Origin of the sequence: Nocardia sp. NPDC050413 (assembly GCF_040655475.1) — a bacterium.
GTDB lineage: Bacteria > Actinomycetota > Actinomycetes > Mycobacteriales > Mycobacteriaceae > Nocardia > Nocardia coubleae.
On record NZ_JBFAJZ010000003.1, the window covers coordinates 274,112 to 294,500 of the forward strand.

19 protein-coding genes are annotated in these 20,389 nt (G+C 67.9%); 7 read left to right on the forward strand and 12 right to left on the reverse strand.

The window, feature by feature from the left end:
• Positions 1-68 precede the first annotated feature (68 nt).
• Both eccD and AB0I19_RS11075 read left to right on the forward strand, forming a co-directional pair.
• A complete protein-coding gene (gene eccD / locus AB0I19_RS11070) occupies positions 69-1,535 on the forward strand; it encodes a type VII secretion integral membrane protein EccD (protein ID WP_357147242.1) in 1,467 nt (488 codons plus the stop codon).
• A 144-nt stretch (positions 1,536-1,679) separates the two neighbouring features.
• A complete protein-coding gene (locus AB0I19_RS11075; RefSeq protein WP_357147244.1) occupies positions 1,680-2,435 on the forward strand; it encodes a potassium channel family protein in 756 nt (251 codons plus the stop codon).
• Here AB0I19_RS11075 and eccB read toward each other — a convergent pair.
• Positions 2,432-3,910, reverse strand: a complete 1,479-nt coding sequence (gene eccB / locus AB0I19_RS11080; protein ID WP_357147247.1) for a type VII secretion protein EccB — start codon at positions 3,908-3,910, stop codon at positions 2,432-2,434. The genes AB0I19_RS11075 and eccB overlap by 4 nt on opposite strands.
• A gap of 113 nt (positions 3,911-4,023) precedes the next feature.
• Between eccB and eccE the strand changes: the two genes are divergently transcribed.
• The gene (gene eccE / locus AB0I19_RS11085; RefSeq protein WP_357147249.1) at positions 4,024-5,673 is read left to right on the forward strand and encodes a type VII secretion protein EccE; all 1,650 of its coding nucleotides are present in this window, start codon (positions 4,024-4,026) and stop codon (positions 5,671-5,673) included.
• Here the strand turns inward: eccE and AB0I19_RS11090 are convergent.
• On the reverse strand, positions 5,661-6,203 hold the full coding sequence (locus AB0I19_RS11090) for an NAD(P)H-dependent oxidoreductase (protein ID WP_357147252.1): 543 nt from the start codon (positions 6,201-6,203) through the stop codon (positions 5,661-5,663). The genes eccE and AB0I19_RS11090 overlap by 13 nt on opposite strands.
• Before the next feature lie 107 nt (positions 6,204-6,310).
• Here AB0I19_RS11090 and AB0I19_RS11095 point away from each other — a divergent pair, with 107 nt between their 5' ends.
• Positions 6,311-7,300 carry a GAF domain-containing protein gene (locus AB0I19_RS11095; RefSeq protein ID WP_357147255.1) on the forward strand — a complete coding sequence of 330 codons (990 nt, stop codon included), beginning with the start codon at positions 6,311-6,313 and terminating at the stop codon, positions 7,298-7,300.
• A gap of 11 nt (positions 7,301-7,311) precedes the next feature.
• Here the strand turns inward: AB0I19_RS11095 and AB0I19_RS11100 are convergent, their stop codons facing one another.
• The gene (locus tag AB0I19_RS11100; protein WP_357147258.1) at positions 7,312-8,124 is read right to left on the reverse strand and encodes an S-methyl-5'-thioadenosine phosphorylase; all 813 of its coding nucleotides are present in this window, start codon (positions 8,122-8,124) and stop codon (positions 7,312-7,314) included.
• A 129-nt stretch (positions 8,125-8,253) separates the two neighbouring features.
• Between AB0I19_RS11100 and AB0I19_RS11105 the strand changes: the two genes are divergently transcribed.
• Both AB0I19_RS11105 and AB0I19_RS11110 read left to right on the forward strand, forming a co-directional pair.
• A complete protein-coding gene (locus tag AB0I19_RS11105) occupies positions 8,254-8,589 on the forward strand; it encodes a metal-sensitive transcriptional regulator (protein WP_067641208.1) in 336 nt (111 codons plus the stop codon).
• A gap of 142 nt (positions 8,590-8,731) precedes the next feature.
• Complete coding sequence (locus tag AB0I19_RS11110; RefSeq protein WP_357147261.1) at positions 8,732-10,489, forward strand: acyl-CoA dehydrogenase; 1,758 nt, start codon at positions 8,732-8,734, stop codon at positions 10,487-10,489.
• A 7-nt stretch (positions 10,490-10,496) separates the two neighbouring features.
• Here the strand turns inward: AB0I19_RS11110 and AB0I19_RS11115 are convergent, their stop codons facing one another.
• From AB0I19_RS11115 to infA, 9 genes are all read right to left on the reverse strand, one after another.
• Positions 10,497-11,747, reverse strand: a complete 1,251-nt coding sequence (locus AB0I19_RS11115; protein WP_357147263.1) for a cytochrome P450 — start codon at positions 11,745-11,747, stop codon at positions 10,497-10,499.
• A gap of 191 nt (positions 11,748-11,938) precedes the next feature.
• The gene (gene truA, locus AB0I19_RS11120) at positions 11,939-12,778 is read right to left on the reverse strand and encodes a tRNA pseudouridine(38-40) synthase TruA (RefSeq protein WP_357147266.1); all 840 of its coding nucleotides are present in this window, start codon (positions 12,776-12,778) and stop codon (positions 11,939-11,941) included.
• Positions 12,779-12,863: 85 nt separating this feature from the next.
• A complete protein-coding gene (rplQ, locus tag AB0I19_RS11125; protein WP_067641200.1) occupies positions 12,864-13,370 on the reverse strand; it encodes a 50S ribosomal protein L17 in 507 nt (168 codons plus the stop codon).
• Between the two features lie 80 nt (positions 13,371-13,450).
• Positions 13,451-14,509, reverse strand: coding sequence for a DNA-directed RNA polymerase subunit alpha (locus tag AB0I19_RS11130; protein WP_022567324.1), 1,059 nt, complete (start codon positions 14,507-14,509; stop codon positions 13,451-13,453).
• 91 nt (positions 14,510-14,600) lie between these two features.
• Entirely contained in the window at positions 14,601-15,206 is a 606-nt protein-coding gene (gene rpsD / locus AB0I19_RS11135; RefSeq protein WP_067490998.1) for a 30S ribosomal protein S4, read from the reverse strand.
• Positions 15,207-15,228: 22 nt separating this feature from the next.
• Entirely contained in the window at positions 15,229-15,642 is a 414-nt protein-coding gene (gene rpsK, locus AB0I19_RS11140) for a 30S ribosomal protein S11 (protein WP_019045110.1), read from the reverse strand.
• Between the two features lie 9 nt (positions 15,643-15,651).
• Positions 15,652-16,023, reverse strand: a complete 372-nt coding sequence (gene rpsM / locus AB0I19_RS11145; RefSeq protein ID WP_067491000.1) for a 30S ribosomal protein S13 — start codon at positions 16,021-16,023, stop codon at positions 15,652-15,654.
• Positions 16,024-16,202: 179 nt separating this feature from the next.
• Entirely contained in the window at positions 16,203-16,316 is a 114-nt protein-coding gene (gene rpmJ, locus AB0I19_RS11150; RefSeq protein WP_011207363.1) for a 50S ribosomal protein L36, read from the reverse strand.
• A gap of 148 nt (positions 16,317-16,464) precedes the next feature.
• Positions 16,465-16,686, reverse strand: coding sequence for a translation initiation factor IF-1 (gene infA / locus AB0I19_RS11155; protein WP_003418601.1), 222 nt, complete (start codon positions 16,684-16,686; stop codon positions 16,465-16,467).
• Between the two features lie 2,368 nt (positions 16,687-19,054).
• Between infA and AB0I19_RS11160 the strand changes: the two genes are divergently transcribed.
• The gene (locus tag AB0I19_RS11160; protein ID WP_357147269.1) at positions 19,055-20,389 is read left to right on the forward strand and encodes an AAA family ATPase; all 1,335 of its coding nucleotides are present in this window, start codon (positions 19,055-19,057) and stop codon (positions 20,387-20,389) included.

Consider the following 20,389-nt stretch of genomic DNA (forward strand, 5'->3'; position numbering starts at 1 on the left):
GTTCCGCAAACTGTCGACCGCTGACCGGTCGAGCGGAAACGCGAGGTAGAGACGGAGTTGGGGGAGTTTTGACGCACGCGCGACTCGATCATGTGGAAGAGGATTCCGCGCGCGGAATCGTTCGCGCACCCGACCTTGCCCGGGTGACGATTCTGGCCAAGCACACACAGGTCGACATGGCGATTCCGGTGGACGTTCCGGTCGCGCTCGTCATCCCGAGTGTGGTCGACATGGTCGCCGCGCACAGCCGCTCCAACGACTTCGACAACGACGGCGAACGCTATGAACCCGCCGAATGGGTCCTGGCCCGCATCGGCCACCCGCCCTTCTCGAACTCGCTGAGTCTCGGTGAACACGGCGTGCGCGACGGTGAGCTGCTGATGCTCGAGAGCGCCTCGCACACCGCGCCGACGCCGCTGTTCGACGACATCATGTACAACGTCGCGATCGCCGACGCCGAGCACTACCGCAGCTGGACCCCCAAGACCGCGCGCATCACCGGTTCCGTGCTCGCCGCGCTCACGATGCTGGTCGGCTGCTTCGGTCTGCTCGCCGCCCCCGACGGTGTGCCGTTCTGGGTGAGCGGGTCGCTCGCCCTGTTCGTCGCGGTGCTGTGCGTGATCGCCGGAACCGTGCTCAGCCGCATGTACGGCGACACCTCCGCCGCGCTGGTCCTCGGCGGCTGCGCCCTGCCGACCGCGTTCACCGGCGGCATGATGCTGGTGCCCGACCACTACGGCTGGGCGAATCTGTTGCTCGGCGCCGCGCTGTTCGGTGCGACGGCGGTGCTCGCGTGGCGGGTGACCGGGGTGGGGCTCGCGCTGTTCATCGGTACCGCCACGATTTCGGTGTTCGTCGTTCCCGCCGCACTGGTCGGTCTGCTCACCGATCAGCCGGTGAAGGCCATCGGCGCCGTCGTCGCGGCGCTCGCGCTCGCGGGTCTTTCACTCTCGCCGCGTGTTTCGATGCTGCTGGCCAAGCTGCCGCTGCCGCCGGTCCCCTCCCCCGGCACCCCGATCGACCCCACCGAGGACGACCCGGACGACCACCGCGCCCTGCCGACCCTCGACAACCTGCGCGCCCGTTCGGAACGGGCCCGCAACTACCTCGCCGGGCTGGTCAGCGCGACCACGCTGGTCACCGTCGTCGGCGCGCTGCTCGCGACCAACCCGTCCGCCGACGACCCGTACTGGCCCGGCATCGCGCTCGCCCTGGTCTGCGCGGTGGTGCTGATGTTCCGCAGCCGCACCTACGCGGGCGCCGAACAGGCCGTCGTGCTGATCGCGGGTGGTTCGGCGATCGTGCTGCTGATGCTGATCGGTGTCGCGGTCGGGATGGAACAGCCGCTCGTCGTGTTCGGGGCCGCGCTGGTGATCCTGGTCGCCGCGCTGATCATCGGCCTGATCGTGCCCAACCAGTCCGCCACCCCGCCGATGCGCCGGGCCGCCGAACTCATCGAGTACGGCTTCGTCGCCGCGGTGCTTCCGCTGGTGTTCTGGGTCGCCGATCTCTACTCGCTGGTGCGCGGTCTGTAGCTTTCGCACGGACGGGGCTGCCGCCCAACGGGATTCGACCGGTGGGCAGGCAGCCCCTTTTTCGTCGGTCCAGCACTGTCCTCGGCGGTGGGCCGGGCGCGCTACTGTCCTGCTCAGACGTGTAGTCCAGCGAGGCAGGTAGCGATGACAACGACGACCGAGCGCCCGCTCACCCGGCGGCAACGCTGGGAGCAGCGCACCAACCTGCCGTTGATGGTGCTCGCGATCGCTTTCCTGCTCATCTACGCCTGGCGGGTACTCGACACCCAGGCCTCTCCCACGCTCGACGTCACCCTGATCTGGGCCGATATCGCAATCTGGGCGGCGTTCGCGGTGGATTTCGCGGTGCGGCTGTATCTGTCGACAAACCGTGGTCGATTCGTCCGCAAACACCCGCTCGACCTGCTCGTCGTCCTGGTCCCACCGTTCCGGCCGCTGCGACTGCTGCGCGTGGCACTACTGCTGCTCGACAGCCTCAACCGCGCGACCAAACCGCGCACCCGGCTGATGACCTTCGTCGCGACGAGCTCGCTGCTCATCCTGCTGCTGTGCAGCCTGGCGTTCTTCGATGCCGAGTACGGCGCACCGGACAGCAAGATCAAGTCCTTCGCCGACGCGCTGTGGTGGTCGGCGGTCTCGGTGACCACCGTCGGCTACGGCGACGTCTACCCGGTGACGCCCGAGGGTCGCCTGGTGTCGCTGGTCCTGATGACGCTCGGCATCGGCCTGATCTCCTTCGCCATCGGCACCATGACCAGCTGGGTGGTCGAGCAGCTCAAAACCGTCGACGAGGTAGCCGACCGCACCGAACGCACTCTCGCCGAACTGGTCGAGGAGGTGCGTTCGCTGCGTGCCGAGGTGGCCGAGCTGACCACCGAGCGGGAAACCCCTGGCGGCTAATTCACCGACGCGACAGGCTGTTTCGCGGGTGAGGGATCGGGCGAGACACCGTCGTGCGCGACCATCGCGTCCTCACGGCCGAGGCTCGGGCCGCCGGCGAGCAGCCCGATGATCGCCCACGGCGCCGGTTCGGCGGTGACGTTCTCGAGGCCGAGGGCCTTCACCGCTTCGGCGTTCTTGATGCCGAAGCGGACGCCCGTATCGGCGATGTAGAACAGGCTGTCCTTGCGGCGGCTGTCGGGCTCGATGCCGGTGGACTGCACGTAGGCGCCGACGCCCGGCGGGATGTAGACGGAGTCGGCGTTCGGGCCGACACCGTCGGCCTGAGCCAGGTCGACGAGCTTGGCCTTGTTCGGGATCGGCATGTCGATTCCCGTGATCAGGGAAAGTTCGGCGCGAGCGGTGCTGTCGTCGTTGTCGGTGGCACCGGCGATCGGTTTCCAGGAGATGCAGCTGACCGGCTGGTCCTTGGCGGTGATCAGGGTCGGCCGCTCGGCGGGATAGTCCTGGACCCGCAGGGTCTGCACGTGCGGGGCGAAGGTCTTGTCGGTCGCCTGAATCGTGGTGCCCGGCATGTCCGTCGGGTAGAAGTTGCGGATGATCTGGGCGGTCAACGCCGAGACCGCCTGCAGTCCTTCGTGGAGGACGACATAGTTCTGGTTGGGCTCGTTGAAGACCTGGACGACGTCACCGATCCGGTGGCCGCCGACTTTGTAGGGCGGGGTGCCGCCCGGGTTGTCGATGACCGGGGTGATGATCGGCAGCATCTCGGGAATCGCGTTGAGCAGTCCCTCGCTGATCGGGCGCGGTGTTTCGCCGCTGATGCCGAGCGCCTGGGTGACCGGCGGGTCGTCCATCTTCACGCGGGCCCGCTTGCCGTCGTAGATCAGGTAGGTGGCGTCCTTGCCCTTGACGAGCATCGCCTTACCGGTGTCGACCTTGGATGCCTTGTCGCCGAGTTCGGGGGCGCCCGCGAGGACGGAGGTGGTGAGGTCGGTGCTGCCGTCGGCCTTGAGCCGGTCGCACACCGACCAGGGCCTGCCCTTGCCGTCCTTGTCGTACTGGATCGACGAGGGTGCACCGGGGATACCGACGAGCTGACCGCGCGGCTTCTTGCCGAGTTCGGACTCCTTGACGATCACCGCTTTGGCCGCCTCACCCGCGGCCAGTCGGGCGGAGGCCAGGTTGAGCGCGGGGTGGACGACATTGTCGATCACCACGTAGACGCCGCCGGATTCCTTACCGATCAGGATCTTGTTGTCGCCGATCTTGTCCTGCGGTTTGAGCAGGGCGAGCACGCCGCAACCGGCGAGAACGACGATGCCGAGAACCAATCCGACCACGTAGGCACGGGTTTGGGCGCGCATCGGATCGTGCAGCATGCGCACGTCGCGCCGTACAAGGGCGTGCTCCATCCGCCGCACCAGGAAGCGGTAACCGCTGACCTGCCAGCGCGTAGTGGGTTTTGAAGGCATGGTTCCTCCCCCGAACAGTGCTCTTGTCCGGGCAACACAGTACAGTTCCCGGCAGCACTTGTTCGCATTCGGCCATCGGTCGATCGGTAATCGGGTACTTGGGGGAGGAACGAATGGCCGACTTCACCGGTGCGGGTCCGCGTCCGCTGTTCGGTCGGATTTCGCTGCCGCATCTGCTCATCGCGCAGGTCCTCGGTCTCGTCGCGGGGCTCGTCGCGCTGGTGGTCGGCCTCGGCGCGTTGCCGTCGCTCGGGGTGGCGGTCGCGGTGATGCTCGTTCCGCTGATCCCGATCGGCAAGCGCACGATCCTCGACTGGCTCGCCACCATCCGCGGTTACGCGAGCAAGCGGGATTACACCCTCGGCGACACCGTGGATTTCCGTGGTGCCGACGGCCGTTCGCTCGGACTGTACTGGGACGGCAGCCGGGTGGTCACCGTGGTCGAGGTCCTGCCGCCCAAGGGCGGACTCACCCGGATCGCGCGGACCGCCGTGCACGCCTCCCACCTGCTGCCGCTGCCCGAACTCGCCGCCTGCCTCACCCAGCACGACATCCTGCTCAGCGGCATCGACATCATCAGCCACGGCCACCGCAGCCGCTCCGGCACACCCGCGGGCGCGATCTACGAGTCGCTGCTCGGCCCGCTGCCCGCCACCGCGCATCGCACGGTGTGGCTGGCGATCAGCTTCGACGCGGTGCAGTGCCCCGAGGCCGCGGCCCGACGCGGCGGCGGTACCGAAGGCGCGTCCCGCGCGGTCACCATCGCCACCCAGCGCATCATGCGCACGCTGGAAGACGCCGACTGCAACGCCCGCATCCTCACCGCTCCCGAAATCCGGAAAGCCGTGCAGCAGATCACCGTCGGGCTCGATCCGCGCACGCTCACCCAGCGTTGGAAGTACGCCGAGATCGGCAACGCGGTCAATATCGGCAGCGCGGTCGACCCCGCGCAGCTCGGTTCGGACCTGCTCGCCCAGCTGTGGGTCGCGCCGTCGCGCGGCACGACCGTCGCCGTGCGGCTGCGCCCGGGTAGCGACGCCGAATCGGTGAGCGTGGGCGCGGCCTGGCGCCTGACCGCGCGCGAACTGCCCGAGAAGGCCAAGACCAAGGGCATGATCTCGATGAACGGACGCCACCGCGACGCACTGCTCGCGCACCTGCCGATCGCGGTGCCCGGTGTCGACGACACGGTACCGACCACCGAGTACCCGATCGACGTCATCGGCGCGCTGCACCTGCCCTCGGCCGGGTGCGGGCAGCTGCTCGGTTCCGACGAGGAGGGCAACGGTGTGGCGACGCGCATCATCGGCGCCGGTATCTCCACCGTCTACGTCGCCGGTGAGCTGTACCTGGCTCAGCAGCTGGTGTTCCGTGCGCTCGCCGTCGGCGAGCGGGTGCTGATCCGCACCGATCGCGCTCACGCCTGGGAGCAGCTGGTGACCACCGTCGGCAATCCCGAGCGGTTGACGATCGCGGTCGAAACACACCAGTCCGATGCCGGATTCACCGCGACCATCGTCGACGGTGTGCTCGCGCCCGCCCCGCACGCCGGTGTCACCACGATCTACCTCACCGCCGATCCCAACGGCTGGCCCGCTTCCCGCCCCGATCTGGAGATCTACCAGCCGGGTGCGGTCGGCAACCGGGTGGTGCTGCGGACGGGCACGACGAGGGTGAACCTCACGCTGGTCTCCATTCCGCGCGAGTCGACCTACATCGGTCAGCCACGCGGTCAGCGGGCGATGGCGTCTCAGCCGGGATAGGTCGGCCGGGCTTCCCGCAGAACCGTTCCCCACCAGGCCAATTGGCGAAGCATCCGCTCGCGGGCGTCGACCGCCGCGCCGTCGGTGGGGTCGAAGTGACGTTTGGCCTGGGCGAAGCTCACCGATTCGCGCACCGAGACCATGTGCAGTTCGGCGACGACCTGCCGCAACTGCTCGACCGCGCGCAATCCACCCGACAGCCCGCCGTAGGACACGAACCCGATCGGCTTCGCCCGCCATTCGTGTTTGGCGCTGTCGAGCGCGGCCTTGAGCGAGGCCGGATAGCCGTGGTTGTACTCGGAGGTGACCGCCACGAAGGCGTCGGCGGCGCCGAGCCGCTCCCGGAATGCCTCGACCTGCGGGGTTTCGGTGAGCTCGGTCGGCATCGGGTGATCGATCAGATCCAGCACCCCCACCTCGAATTCCGGCCGGTCGGCCAGCGCCCCGAGGAACCAGTCGGCCACCACGGGCGCGAACCGGCCGGGCCGGGTGCTGGCCACGATGACCTCCAACCGCAGTGGTTCATCCATACCCTGAGCCTATCGATGCTGCCCCGGCGCCGATACGAGTGGGCGGATCAGGCACGATGGTCACCGTTCGTTCATGTTCCGGCGACGTGTGACGAAGGGGGACGCTCATGATTCTCGACCGCTGGCAGTTGGTGGAAACACTGGGGGAAGCGCATACCTGGTCGATGCTCACTTCGGGCACGACGCCGCGCGAGTGGACGTCCTACGAGCGGGCGATCTCGGCGCAGTTGCGGCCCTTGGTCGTGGCCGCCTACGACTCGGGCGAACCGGTCGACAAGGTGTTGCCGAAGTCGCGGAAACCGTGGTCGGAGCACCGCTTTCGCGCGGTCCCCGTGGTCTGGCCGGGCTCGCCGCCGCATGCGGTGAAAGTGTGGGTGGGCAGGCAAGCGCCCACCGAGGAGCTCGGTGTCTCGCCGTTCCGGATCGATGCGCGCACCCGCCGGGTGCGCAGCAGGCCGGGCGGCCTCGGCGCCCATTTCGGTGCCGAACCGAGGGAATACCGTGGCGCCGAGCCGTACCAGCTGGTGGAGCGCTTCGACGCGGCGCTCGATCTCGTTGCCGCGCTGAATCGCTCGGAGCCGGGCAGTCGCTGGTCGGGAATCGCCACCATACGTTCCGGGATCGGGCCTCGGTCGATGCTGATCGCCGCCCGCAACGAGACCGTCGACCGGTTCCAGTGGCGCGGGGTGTCGATCGACGTCACCGACAGCATTGCGCCACAACCGAAATCACTCGAGGCGACCACCCTCGAATTGCTGCGCGACACCCAGCCCGGGCTGTATCTGGCCATCATCGACACCGTGCAGGCGCGTCCGGTGCGGTGGGTGACCGAGCCGCTGCCCGGCGTGCGCTGGCACCAGGTCGACGACCGCGACATCCCGCACCCCGAGGACCGGGTCAGGATCCTCGAGGTGCGCGAGCAGATCCTGGCGGGGGCGACGAACGCGACACTGCCGGGGTTGCGGCTGGCCACCGAGTCGGGTGAGTGGCTGGTGGCCGACGTCGAGGTGTCACCCCTGCCCGGCGCGCCGGGTGACGGCACGCCGTTGTTCGTCCTGGCTCAGGTGCGACTCGCCCCGGGGCAGTTCGAAGGCTGAGCCAGTCCGTCTCAGGGCAGTTCGAAGGGCAGTGACACCCCGGCGTGCACCTGGCAGCGCTCGCAGGTGTCGGTGCCGTCGACGGCCGCCACGGCGCTGCGCATGAGCTCCTTGAACGGGCCGAGGTTCTTCTTGAACTCCGCGAACACGTCGACCGCGTGCACGCCCTGGCCCTCCTCCAGGCCCGCGTCCAGATCGGTGACCAGAGCGACTGCGGCGTAGCACATTTCGAGCTCCCGGGCCAGGACGGCTTCGGGGTGCCCGGTCATATTGACCAGGTCCCAGCCCTGCCCGGCGAACCAGCGGCTCTCGGCCCTCGTCGAGAAGCGCGGGCCCTGCACCACGACCATCGTGCCCGACGGTTCGACGCGCAACTGGCCTGCACCGGCCGCCTTCACCGCGGCGCCGCGCAGGTCGTCGCAGTAGGGGTCGGCGAAGGAGACGTGGATACCGCCGCCGTCGAAGTAGGTCTGCGGGCGGCCCGAGGTGCGGTCGACGAGCTGATCCGGGACCGCAACGGTCCCCGGCCCCCAGTCGGCGCGCAGGCTGCCGACCGCGCACGGCGCGAACACCCGGCGCACGCCGAGCGAGCGCAGCGCCCACATATTGGCCTGGTAGGGCAGGGTGTGCGGGGCGTATTCGTGCTGCTTGCCGTGGCGCGGGAGGAAGGCGACAGGGCGGCCTTCCACCTCGCCGATCGCGACCGGGGCGCTCGGCGTGCCGTACGGTGTGTCGACGTCGACGTGCACCGCGTCGTTGTCGAAGAAGTCATAGAAACCGCTGCCGCCGATGACGGCGAGGGCGGGCCGGGGATGCGAACTCATACCGCTGATTCTCCCGTCCGGCCTGGTCGCGCGGAGCACCGGGACCATATCTGACAAGTCCGGCGAGAAACTGTACCCTAGGGGGGTATCAGCTCGCAGCCTGCGGGCCCGACGCACGAGGAGATCACGGTGACCACACCCACCCCCGACACCGCGCCCGCCGACGAGCACGCCGGCCACCACGGCCACGGCTACATCACCGCCAAGGACGACTACCTCAAGCGCCTGCGCCGCATCGAGGGCCAGGCCCGCGGCCTGCAGCGCATGGTCGAGGAGGAGAAGTACTGCATCGACATCCTCACCCAGGTCTCGGCCATGACCAAGGCCCTGCAGGCGGTCGCGATGGGACTGCTCGAAGACCACATCAGCCACTGCGTCGTCGACGCCGCCGTCGCGGGCGGACCCGAGGCCGAGGCGAAGATCAAGGAAGCCACCGACGCCATCGCGCGACTCGTCCGATCCTGAAAGACCGCGTCTGCCTGCACCGACTGTTGTGAAGTGACGATTCACAGAATTGGCGTAATCCGCTGTGCAACAATGCATTTTCGGTATTCAGGGGCGCCGTGAACCTGTTCGTCGTGGCGCCCACGTGAGAGCAGGATCGATGATGACGGCGCAAAGCAACACGGCAGACACCCCTCTTTCGGAACTTCTCCGCCACGGTGAGCGAGATTTTCAGGAACGGTTGCAGCAACTGCTGATCGACCCCGACTACGCCATCACCGTGCACCAGGGCCAAGCGCAGCGGCGCGAGAACGCCTATGCCCAGCTGCGCGACCTGGTCAAGGAACTCGGCAAGGCAAGCGATGTCGCGACCAACCTCCCCCAGCTGTTCGCCTTGTTCGACTGGTCCGCGGTGCTGGCGACCGACCTCATCCCTTTGATCTCGGGCCACTTCAACCTGGCGTCGGGCTCGCTGTCCACGCTCACCGACTCCGACTCGGCGGCGCCGTACCTGCACGACCTCGACGACGCCACCGCGATCGGCGTCATGCTGCTCACCGAGTACGGTTGCGGCTCCAACATCGGCTTCATGCAGACCACGGCGACGTGGGAAGACGGCGGGTTCGTCATCAACACCCCGAACCCGAGGGCCCGCAAGTTCATGCCGAGCGTCGGTATCCCGGTCTCGCGTGTGTGCGTCGTCGGTGCCCGCTTCATCGACGCGGCGGGTGTCGATCAGGGCGTGCACCTGTTCACCGCGCGTCTGCGGGTGGCCGACGGCACGGCCGCACCCGGTGTCACGATCACCCAGCTCGACCGGCAGCCGCTGGTCATCATGGACAACTCGGTCATCAGCTTCGACAATCTCCGCGTCGACCGCAGCGCCTGGCTGGGTGGAAACCTGGCGACCATCGACGACAACGGTGTCCTGACCTGGAACGACGAGGACAGCCAGCGCCGTTCGTTCGCCTCCGCGATCAGCCAGCTGACGGTCGGCCGCCTGGCCCTCGCGTCGTGCCTGAACGCCACCGCGCGGGCCTCGCTCTACATCGCGCTGCGCTACGCCGCCAAGCGCGCGGTGCCGTTGACGCCGACCGCCACGACGGTCATGGCCGACATCCCGCACGTGCGCAACACCCTGCTCACCGATCTGGCAGGCACGGTCGCGCGCACCATCTTCGGCAACGCGGTCAAGACCTCTCTCGCCAACAGCGACCTCACCGATCGCGACACCGTCGTCTCGGTGATGCTGGCCAAGCACTTCATCCAGCTGCACGCCCTGGACACGGTGACCCACTGCCGCATCAAGATGGGCGCGCAGGGCATGTTCAGTGCCAACCGGGTCGCCGACTACATCGGCGTCTGCCACGCGGCCATCACCGGCGAAGGCGACTGCCATGTGCTCGGCTCTGTTGCCGGTCGCGTCCTGGCCAGGCACCTCGCGGGCAAGGTACCGCCGCAGACCGGTCTGCACGATCCCGCCGTCACCACCGACCGCCTCGGGCTGTTCACCGCGCGCACCCTCACGATCGTGCAGGAAGCCCAGCGGCACCTGGAATCGGGAGAACTCGCGGATCGGCTCGCCGTCATTCCGGAAGCGCTCGAACTCGCCGAGGCCTACAGCGCGGAGGAAGCGTTGCAGCTGCTGCACCGGTACGAGCACCTGCCCGAAATCGCCGCCGTGCGTGACGTTTTCGCGCTGCACTACCTGGATCAGAATGCCGCGTGGTACCTCACCCGCGGTTACCTCGACGTCGCCGCTGTCGAAGGCATCAAGCAGCAGCTGCGGGAAGCCATCGACACTCTCGCCGACAACGTCCCGGCCCTGCTCGATTCCTTCGGCTTCGACGACGAGACCCTCGGCGCGCCGGTGCTGTTCGACGATCTGCCCGGCGCGTGGGAGAGCCGCATCAACGGCTGATACGCCGTTACAGCGACAGCGGCGCCGTTCGTGGGAACACGACCGGCAACGCTGACAACGCGCGGTGGAATGGCCCGGGACGCCACACGAGGTCGTCCTGGGCCACTCCGAGCTTCAGCTCCGGCAGAACATCGAAGAGCTGGTCGATGACGTCCTGCGCCAGGAGCACGCCATACGGGCGCGCATGCGCGGGGCAGGCGTGTTCGCCCGCACTGAACGCCAGATTCCAGCCGTTGCCGAGGAAATCGCCGGTGTTGATCGTCGGGTCGGTATTGCAGGCGGCCATGCTGATGATGACCGGCTGCTGAGCCGGCAGCAGCACACCGTCGATCGGCACGGACTGGCGCGGGTAGGTGATGCAGTAGTTCGCCATCGGCGGGTCGGTGGCGAGGCGCTCATCGATCGCCATCTTGGTCGACAACGGCATCGAGTTGCCTTCGCCGGTGAAGCGGGGATCGGTCAGCATCAGCAGCAGCGTGTTGGCGATGAGGTTCATCGGCGGCTCGACGCCTGCCGCGAACAGCAGCACCAGCTGATGCACCATCTCGTCGTCGGTCAGCCGCGCCGGATGCTGGACGAGGCGGGTGGTGATGTCGTCGCCCGGCTGCGAGCGCTTCAGCGCGGTGAGGTCGAGCAGGGCGTTGGTCATGATCGTGTTCACCTTGTCGGTGTCCACGCCGTCGAACATCGCGGCATTGGCCCTGGCGACTTCCGCGCCGATCTCGGGCGGGCAGCCCAGGAATTCGCACAGCACCGAGAAGACCATCGGGAAGATGTACTGGTGCAGCACATCCGCGTGCCCGTCCGTGCAGAACGAATTGATGATCGGGATGGCCGATCGCTCCACGCTGGTGCGCATGACATTGAGGTCCATCCCGGCGAGCGCGTCGTTCACGGCGTCGCGGTAGCGGGTGTGGCCTTTGCCGGTGGTACGCAGCGCGTTCGGCCGGTACTCGATCATCGGCATGATGGGGATGTCGCGTGGCACGGTCGCCTGCCACGCCCTCGGATCAGCGGAGAAGTTCGCGGGGTCGTTGAGAATCCGCACCGCGGTACTGAATTTGATGACCAGCGTCGCGGGCACGCCCGGCCACAGCTCGACCGGCACCAGCGATTCGTACTCGTCACGCATCCGGCGGTAGGCACCGTGCGGATCGGCCGCGAACGCCTCGTCGTAGAGCGGAATCCGGTGCTCGGGCACCGCCGCGGACAACGGCGAGTTGCGGATGGCACCCTGATTCGTGTCCTGCGGATTCACAATAACTCCCTGAAATCGACTGCGGCGCAATGGTAGTCCAGACGGACCGCTCGACTCGTAACCGGCCAGAGCCTACCAGCGCGTATGCCCCCGCGCCCGCCAGTTCCCGAGTTGCTCGCGCCACCCCGGTCAAGGATCCTTGTCACGCCCGATCGGCGGCCTGACCGGCGGAGGCATCGGCCGCCCGGCAGTCAGTCGCCGCAGCAGCCCTCCGCGGCGGGGACGGTCCGGGTTTCGCGGGTCTGGGCGTTGCGGGCGGCCAGGTCGGCGTCGGCGGGGTAGTCGACGGCGATCAGGCTCAGGCCGTGCGCGGGGGCGACGGTCACGGAGCTGGAGCGTTCCGTTTCCGACAGCAGCGACGCGACCCACTCCGGGGTGCGGCGTCCCTCGCCGACTGCGAGAACCGCGCCGACCAGGCTGCGGACCATCGACCAGCAGAACGCGTCGGCGCTCACGTATGCGGTGAGCAGGTCGCCCTCACGCTCCCAGTCGAAACGCTGCAGTTCGCGCACGGTGGTCGCGCCCTCGCGGCGGCGGCAGAAGGCGGCGAAGTTGTGCAGTCCCAACAATTTTCCGGAGGCGGCGCGCATGGCGTCCAGATCCACACCCGGCTTGCATGCGACCACGCTGCGCGCGCGCAGCGGTTCGGCACCGTAGGGGGCTGTGGTGAGGCGGTAGGCGTAGTGGCGGCGCATCGCCGAGAACCGCGCGTCGAATTCCGGTGGTGCCGTTCGGATATCGGTGATGCGGACGTCCTTGGGCAGGAAGCGGGCCATCCGGTACATCAGTTTGTCGGCGTCGAATTCGCCGGTGGTGTCGAAATGCGCCACCTGCCCTTCGGCGTGCACGCCCGCGTCGGTCCGCCCGGCGACGGTGAGCACGATCGGCTCACGGAACACCTTCGACAGCGATTCCTCCAGCACGCCCTGCACGGTGCGCAACCCGGGCTGACGCGCCCAGCCGATGAAATCGGTGCCGTCGTAACTGATTCCGAGCCGCACGCGCGACCGGTCCTGCCCGATCTCGTCCATCGAACCTCCCTGCCTCACCAACACTGGCAAAAGAACGAGCCCGCCACCCACGAAGGGGTGACGGGCTCGGTCGAACTCCTGAGAATCAGGCGTCCTTCTTGTCCTCAGCGGCCTCGTCGGCGGCCGGAGCCTCGACGACCTCGTCGGCCTTGGCTTCGGTGGCCTCGGCGGCGGGCGCCTCGGTCTTCTGCGAAGCGGCGACGCGACGGGCGCGGTCGGCCTCGTTGGTGACGGTCTTCTCGCGGACCAGCTCGATGATGGCCATCGGCGCGTTGTCACCCTTGCGCGGCAGCGCCTTGGTGATGCGGGTGTAGCCACCCTCGCGACCCTCGAACGAGGGGCCGATCTCCGCGAACAGCGCGTGCACGATGTCCTTGTTGCGGATGACCTTCATGACCTCGCGACGGTCGGCGAGGGTGCCGCCCTTCGCGCGGGTGATGAGCTTCTCGGCGTAGGGGCGGACCGCCTTGGCCTTCGACTCGGTGGTCGTGATCCGACCGTGCTCGAAAAGCGCCGTGGCCAGGTTCGCGAAGATCGCCTGCTGGTGCGACGCCGACCCGCCGAAGCGGGCACCCTTCTTGGGCTTGGGCATTGGATTCTCCTTGAGGAAGATCAGTGTCGCCGGTGCCCAGCAGGCGCGGAGCCTGCGGAGTGCCCGGTCGACGCAGTGATCTAAAGCTGTTCGGTCTCGGCGTAGTCCTGCTCGCCACCGTCGGTGTCACTGAAGGTGCCGGAATCGCTCCAGGTGCCGGTGCTCGCGTCGTAACCCACCACGGAGGACGGGTCGAACGAAGCGGGCGAGTCCTTCAGCGAGAGGCCGAGCGCGTGCAGCTTGACCTTCACCTCGTCGATGGACTTCTGGCCGAAGTTACGGATGTCGAGCAGGTCCGACTCGGTGCGGGCGACGAGCTCGCCCACCGTGTGCACACCCTCGCGCTTGAGGCAGTTGTAGGACCGGACGGTGAGGTCCAGGTCCTCGATCGGCAGACCGAACGAGGCGATGTGGTCCGCCTCGGCCGGGCTGGGGCCGATCTCGATGCCCTCGGCTTCGACGTTGAGCTCACGGGCCAGGCCGAAGAGCTCGACCAGGGTCTTACCGGCCGAAGCCAGCGCGTCCCGGGCCGTGATGGAGTTCTTGGTCTCCACGTCGAGGATGAGACGGTCGAAGTCGGTGCGCTGCTCGACACGGGTGGCCTCGACCTTGTAGGTCACCTTGAGCACCGGGGAGTAGATCGAATCCACGGGGATCCGGCCGATTTCCGCGCCGGTCGCCTTGTTCTGCACGGCGGGCACGTAACCGCGGCCCCGCTCGACGACGAGCTCGATCTCGAGCTTGCCCTTGTCGTTCAGGGTGGCGATGTGCATGTCCGGGTTGTGCACGACGACGCCGGCCGGCGGGACGATGTCACCGGCGGTGACGGTGCCCGGGCCCTGCTTACGCACGTACATGGTGACCGGCTCGTCCTCTTCGGAGGACACGACCAGACCCTTGAGGTTCAGGATGATGTCGGTGACGTCTTCCTTCACACCGGGAACGGTGGTGAACTCGTGCAGGACACCGTCGATGCGGATGCTCGTGACCGCGGCCCCCGGGATGGAGGACAGCAGGGTACGACGCAGCGAGTTGCCGAGGGTGTAACCGAAGCCCGGCTCGAGGGGTTCGATGGTGAACTTCGAGCGGTTCTCCGCCACAACCTCTTCGGTCAGTGTCGGACGCTGGGAAATCAGCATGAGGATCTACTTCCTGTTCAGGGCGTCCGCTATTTGACGCCTAATCAGTGATTGCGGGGGCCGTCGTAGGAACGGCCCCCACCAAAAGCGCTTACTTCGAGTAGTACTCGACGATGAGCTGTTCCTGCAGCGGCACATCGATCTGGGCACGCTCGGGGAGCTGGTGCACCAGGATGCGCAGGCGGCCGGGGACGACCTGCAGCCAGCCCGGAACCTGACGGTCGCCGACGGTCTCACGCGCCACCTGGAACGGCAGGGTGGGCAGCGACTTCTCCCGGACATCGATGATGTCGTACTGGGAGACCTGGTAGCTGGGCACGTCGACCTTGACGCCGTTGACCAGGAAGTGGCCGTGGCTCACGAGCTGACGGGCCTGACGACGGGTACGAGCCAGACCGGCGCGGTACACGACGTTGTCCAGACGCGACTCGAGCAGACGCAGCAGGTTGTCGCCGGTCTTGCCCTTGAGGCGGTTGGCCTCTTCGTAGTAGCGACGGAACTGCTTTTCCATGACGCCGTAGGAGAAGCGAGCCTTCTGCTTCTCCTGCAGCTGCATCAGGTACTCGGATTCCTTGATCCGCGCGCGACCGTGCTGGCCGGGCGGGTAAGGACGACGCTCGAACGCCTGGTCGCCTCCGACGAGGTCGACGCGCAGACGACGCGACTTGCGGGTGATGGGGCCTGTATAACGAGCCATTTTTTAGCTGTTTCCTTTCCCGCTAGACGCGACGGCGCTTGGGCGGCCGGCAGCCGTTGTGCGGCTGAGGAGTGACATCGGAGATCGAGCCGACCTCGAGGCCAGCGGCCTGAAGCGAACGGATCGCGGTCTCGCGGCCCGAACCCGGGCCCTTCACGAACACGTCGACCTTCTTGACGCCGTTCTCCTGCGCCTTGCGGGCAGCGTTCTCGGCAGCGAGCTGCGCGGCGAACGGGGTGCTCTTACGCGAACCCTTGAAACCGACGTGGCCCGACGACGCCCACGAGATGACATTGCCCTCGGGGTCGGTGATCGAGACGATGGTGTTGTTGAACGTGCTCTTGATGTGCGCGTGGCCGTGCGGGATGTTCTTCTTATCCCGGCGACGCGACTTCTGAGTCTTCTTCGGGCCAGCGGCCCGGCTCTTCGGAGGCATACGCTATCCCTACTTCTTCTTGCCGGCGACGGTCTTCTTCGGACCCTTGCGCGTACGCGCGTTGGTCTTGGTGCGCTGACCACGCACAGGCAGGCCACGACGGTGGCGGATGCCCTGGTAGCAGCCGATCTCGATCTTGCGGCGAATATCGGCCTGGACCTCGCGGCGCAGGTCACCTTCGACCTTGAACTCCGACGCTTCGATGTAGTCGCGCAGCTTGCTCAGGTCGTCGTCGCTGAGATCCTTCGAGCGCAGGTCCGGGCTGACGCCGGTCTGAGCCAGGATCTCGGTGGCGCGGGTGCGCCCGATTCCGAAAATGTAGGTCAGCGCGATCTCCATGCGCTTTTCGCGCGGGAGATCAACGCCCATCAGACGTGCCATGTGGCAGGTTCCTTAATGGTTGCGGAGGTCTGCTCCCTGTCCGTCCCCCCGTCTTCGCAAATGGGGGCACCGGCCTCCGTACCGGTGGTTGGCGCGCACACGTGCGTACGCGCTGGAGCTGGGAGTTCTTCTTTTCGGTCAGTCCGATCAGACGATCGGTGCCCGGCGGTGAGGCTTGCTCAGCCCTGACGCTGCTTGTGGCGCAGGTTGTCGCAGATCACCATGACCCGACCGTGACGGCGGATCACCTTGCACTTCTCGCAGATCTTCTTGACGCTCGGCTGAACCTTCACGTCCGTCCAATCTTTTCGTGGGTTCACAAGGGTCTGTGAACACAGTTTTTCCCCAGCCGACGACTGGGGAAGTCTCTTGTCGCGTTCCGGCCTGGGCCGGAACACCGTGTGACGCCGCGGGCCTCGGGCTCGCGACGTCAGGCAGGCATCACTTGTAGCGGTAGACGATCCGGCCGCGGGACAGGTCGTACGGCGAGAGCTCGACGACCACGCGGTCTTCCGGAAGGATGCGAATGTAGTGCTGCCGCATCTTTCCGCTGATGTGCGCGAGAACCTTGTGACCGTTCTCGAGCTCGATCCGGAACATCGCATTGGGCAGCGGCTCGACAACTCGACCCTCGACCTCGATGGCCCCGTCTTTCTTCGCCATATCCTCCGCGATCCCGGTTATGCTCAACCTTGAGTGGTTACCTCGTAGCTGCTCACCCACAGGCCCGACGAACTTCCCGGGTTTGCACGCGAACAGTCGGCGCCTAGGTGCACCGCCGCTCAAGCTTACCGGGCCGTGTGCGCTGAGGCAAAAAGACCCCGACGGTACACCCTGAACGTGGCGCACGTCGCACAATGAAGACGTCGACGGTGGGCACGCGGGCAGGCATGAGGCGCCCGCCACGCCGATCGGGTTGTCGCGTAAACTCACCGGCGTCGCAAGTAGTGGGTCGATCAGATCGGGGGACCCTGGTGAGCGGAGCGCACCGGTGAGCCGCAACAACGACAGCCTCCCCATGTTGCCGCCATGGCTGTCGGAGAGCGAAGTCACCCAGGTCGGGTACGAGGCGCCGGTCGAGAACCTGCCACAGGACGAACCGATCGACGAGGCACCCAAGCGCCGCCGTTTCCTGCGCGGCGACGACAGCGCGCGCAAAGAGAAGAAGGGCGGCCGCCGCCGCAAGGAGCGCGAGCCCGAACAGCCGAGCCAGGTAACCGGCACCGCGGGCCAAGGCCCTGCTTTCCACGATCCGCAGGCGCCGTCGACCGCGAACCCGCTGATGCCCGGTCCGAATCCGTCGACGTCGAGCGCGCCCGCACCAACTCAGGGCGCCGACGCTCCCTGGCCACCGGCCTCGACCGGCGTGCCTTGGCCGCAGGCTCAGGGCGCCCCGAACCCACTCGCTCCGCCACCGCGGTCGGGCTCGGACGGCTCTACCCAGCAAGCCCAGGCAGGCGCGTGGGAGCAAGGAACCAGCGCGACTGGCGACTCCGCCCAGCATGCCGCCGGCTCGCGGTCCTCGGCCGGCGCCGTTCGGCCCCAAGAACAGGGCGCACCTGACCGGCTCATGCCGCCGCAGACCGGGCCGGATGCGTTCTCCCCGTGGAACACCGGGCAGCCCTCTACACCGGCCCCGCACTCGGCCACGCCGACGCACACCAGTTCGCCGTCGCACTCGATCCCGAATGCGGCCGTTCCGCCTGCTCATTCGGGGCCTTCGCTACCCCCGGCACCTGCCGAGCAGGCCGCGGCGGCCCTCCCGACGCGAACCCCCGCTCCCCCGTCCGAGGGCTTCACACCGCTCGGGCCCTCGAACCAGCGCAGCCTGCCCGACCTCCCGCCGCCTCCCCCGCTGCCCGATCCCCCGGCGCGCCCGACCCAGGCGCCGCCCCGCCTGCTCGCGCCCGCCACGCCGTCGCACTCGGACCCGCTGGCGCCGCCTGCCGTTCCGGCCTGGTCGCAGTCACCCGCGCATCCGCAGGCGTCGGCTACCGAAGCGGTTTCGGCGCCCGTCGATCCGCTGTCATCGGCCACTCCGATCGATGCGCTCTCGACACCGTCGCGCCCGGAAGCCGAACCTGCACCCTCCACCAGCGGCCGGCCGGATCCGGCGAACCGGGACGAACAGCCAGAAGTAGTGGCGCCCAGCACTTCCGGGACCGACTCGACCTCTCACAGCACATCGGGTGCACCGACATCCGGGCCGGACATCGGAGCATCGGCCGCTTCCGTCGCAGCCGAGTCGGCTGACGCCCGGCAGTCGGCGAGCCCTTCGTCGATGCAGGGCGAGGACGGCGACGGCCATTCGCTCCCGGCCGCGTCCACCGAGCCTGCCGCCACTTCCGCCGCGGACGTGGCGGGATCTTCGAGCGGTCGACAGTCCGCAGCCGAGCGCACTCCGACCGGGTCGCCGTCGACGGCAGCGGCCGAGTCGCAGGCAGCCACGAACCGGGCCGTACATGGCGGAACCGACGCTGCTGCGCCCGAGCAGGGTGGGTTTGCGCAGGGGTCGCCGTACAGTTCTGGCGATGTCGCGGCTTCGGCGGGTCCGGCGCCCGTTTCGCCCTATGCGTCCGGCGAGGTACCGCAGGGACCGGCTTTCTCTGCGTCGCAATACGATTCGATTCCCGGAGACCTGTCGCACGGCGCTTCCGTGCACGCACCTGATGCGCAGACCGAGATGTTCCGGGCCGACGACCCTCGACTGCAGGGGGCGTTGCCCAGCGACAGCGCCGCCGTCGGGCAGGGGCGGCCGTTTGAAAGTTCTTACCGCTCAGGTGAATTCGCGCAGCCTGCGCCGCATTCCCGCCCCGAGGGAACACCTCCACGTCATCAGCTGACGCCGAACACCGCACCCTCACAGCCCGAACCCGAGCAGCAGGCCGTCCCCGACCCGACCGCACAGAGCGGTGGTGCGACTGTCTATCCGGCACAGCAGCCCATCGGCGGCGCCTACCCGCAGGCACCCGAGGCGGGCCCCGCTCATCCGTACCAGAGCGATGGGCTCCCCCAGTACCGCCCTGACGGTATGCGAGTGCAGCCTGACGGCACGTACCCCCACGGGAACGCCGCGCAGGCCGGCCCGAATGCTGCTCAGACCCAGCAGTATTCACAGGGCACCGCCGCGCCGGTTCAGCCGTACCAGGCGCCCGACGGCTCCCAGGCGCAGCCGTACCCGGGACCACTCCACGCACCCGACGGTGCACCAGCACAGCCGTACCAGGCGGCCGCGCCCCAGCAGTTCCAGGCGCCGGACGGCACCTGGTCCCAAGCACCCAACGGTGCCCCGGTTCAGCCCTTCCACGCGCCGGACGGCGCCCCCCACAGTGGACTGGCGCAGCCACACCACGCCCCGAACAACGTTGCACCGCAGCATGTCGCGCCGCAGTACCAGCAGCCCGCCTACGGTCAACCCGGCTGGGGCAACCCCGGCTATCAACCTCCGTCGCTGGACAATGTGCCGGTAAAACGGGTCAAGAAGGCGCCGGGCAGTGGATGGCGTAAGGCCGTGCACCATGTTTCCGGTGGTGCGATCAACCCGGGAATGTCGGCCGAGGAGCGGCGCCTGCAGGAGCTGGTCGCCCGTATCCGGCAGCCGGTGCGTGGTGATTACCGGATCGCGGTGCTCTCACTCAAGGGCGGTGTCGGCAAGACGACGACCACCACCGGTCTCGGGTCGATCTTCGCGTCGATCCGTGGTGACCGGGTGATCGCGGTCGACGCCAACCCGGACTTCGGCACCCTGTCCCAGCGCGTGGCCATCCAGACCCGCTCGACCGTGCGCGACCTGCTGCTCGATCCGGCCATCGAACGCTACTCGGATGTGCGCAGGCACACCTCGCAGAGTTCGAGCAGGCTGGAAGTGCTTGCCAGCGAACGCGATCCGGCCGCCTCGGAGTCGTTCAACGACGAGGAGTACCGGGCCGTCGCCCGCATTCTGCAGCGGTTCTACAACATCATCCTCACCGACTGCGGCACCGGCCTGATGCACTCGGCGATGAACGGCGTGCTCGACCTGGCGCATTCGCTGGTGCTGATCTCGTCGGCGGCCATCGACGGTGCCCGCAGCGCCGCCGCGACGCTCGACTGGCTGTCGCTGCACGGGCACGACCACCTCGTGCGCAACGCGGTGGTTGTGATCAACCTGCCGCGTGAGGGTTCACCGAACGTCGGTGTGCAGCAGTTGCGGGAGTACTTCCTGTCGCGCTGCCGTGCCGTGCACATCATCCCGTTCGACGAGCACCTGTCCGAGGGCGCCGAGATCGACCTGCACCGCCTGCACAAGTCGACCAAGCGCGCGTACGTGGAGCTGGCCGCGACGGTCGCCGACGAGTTCGGCGCCGAACACAACCGCTACCGCTGA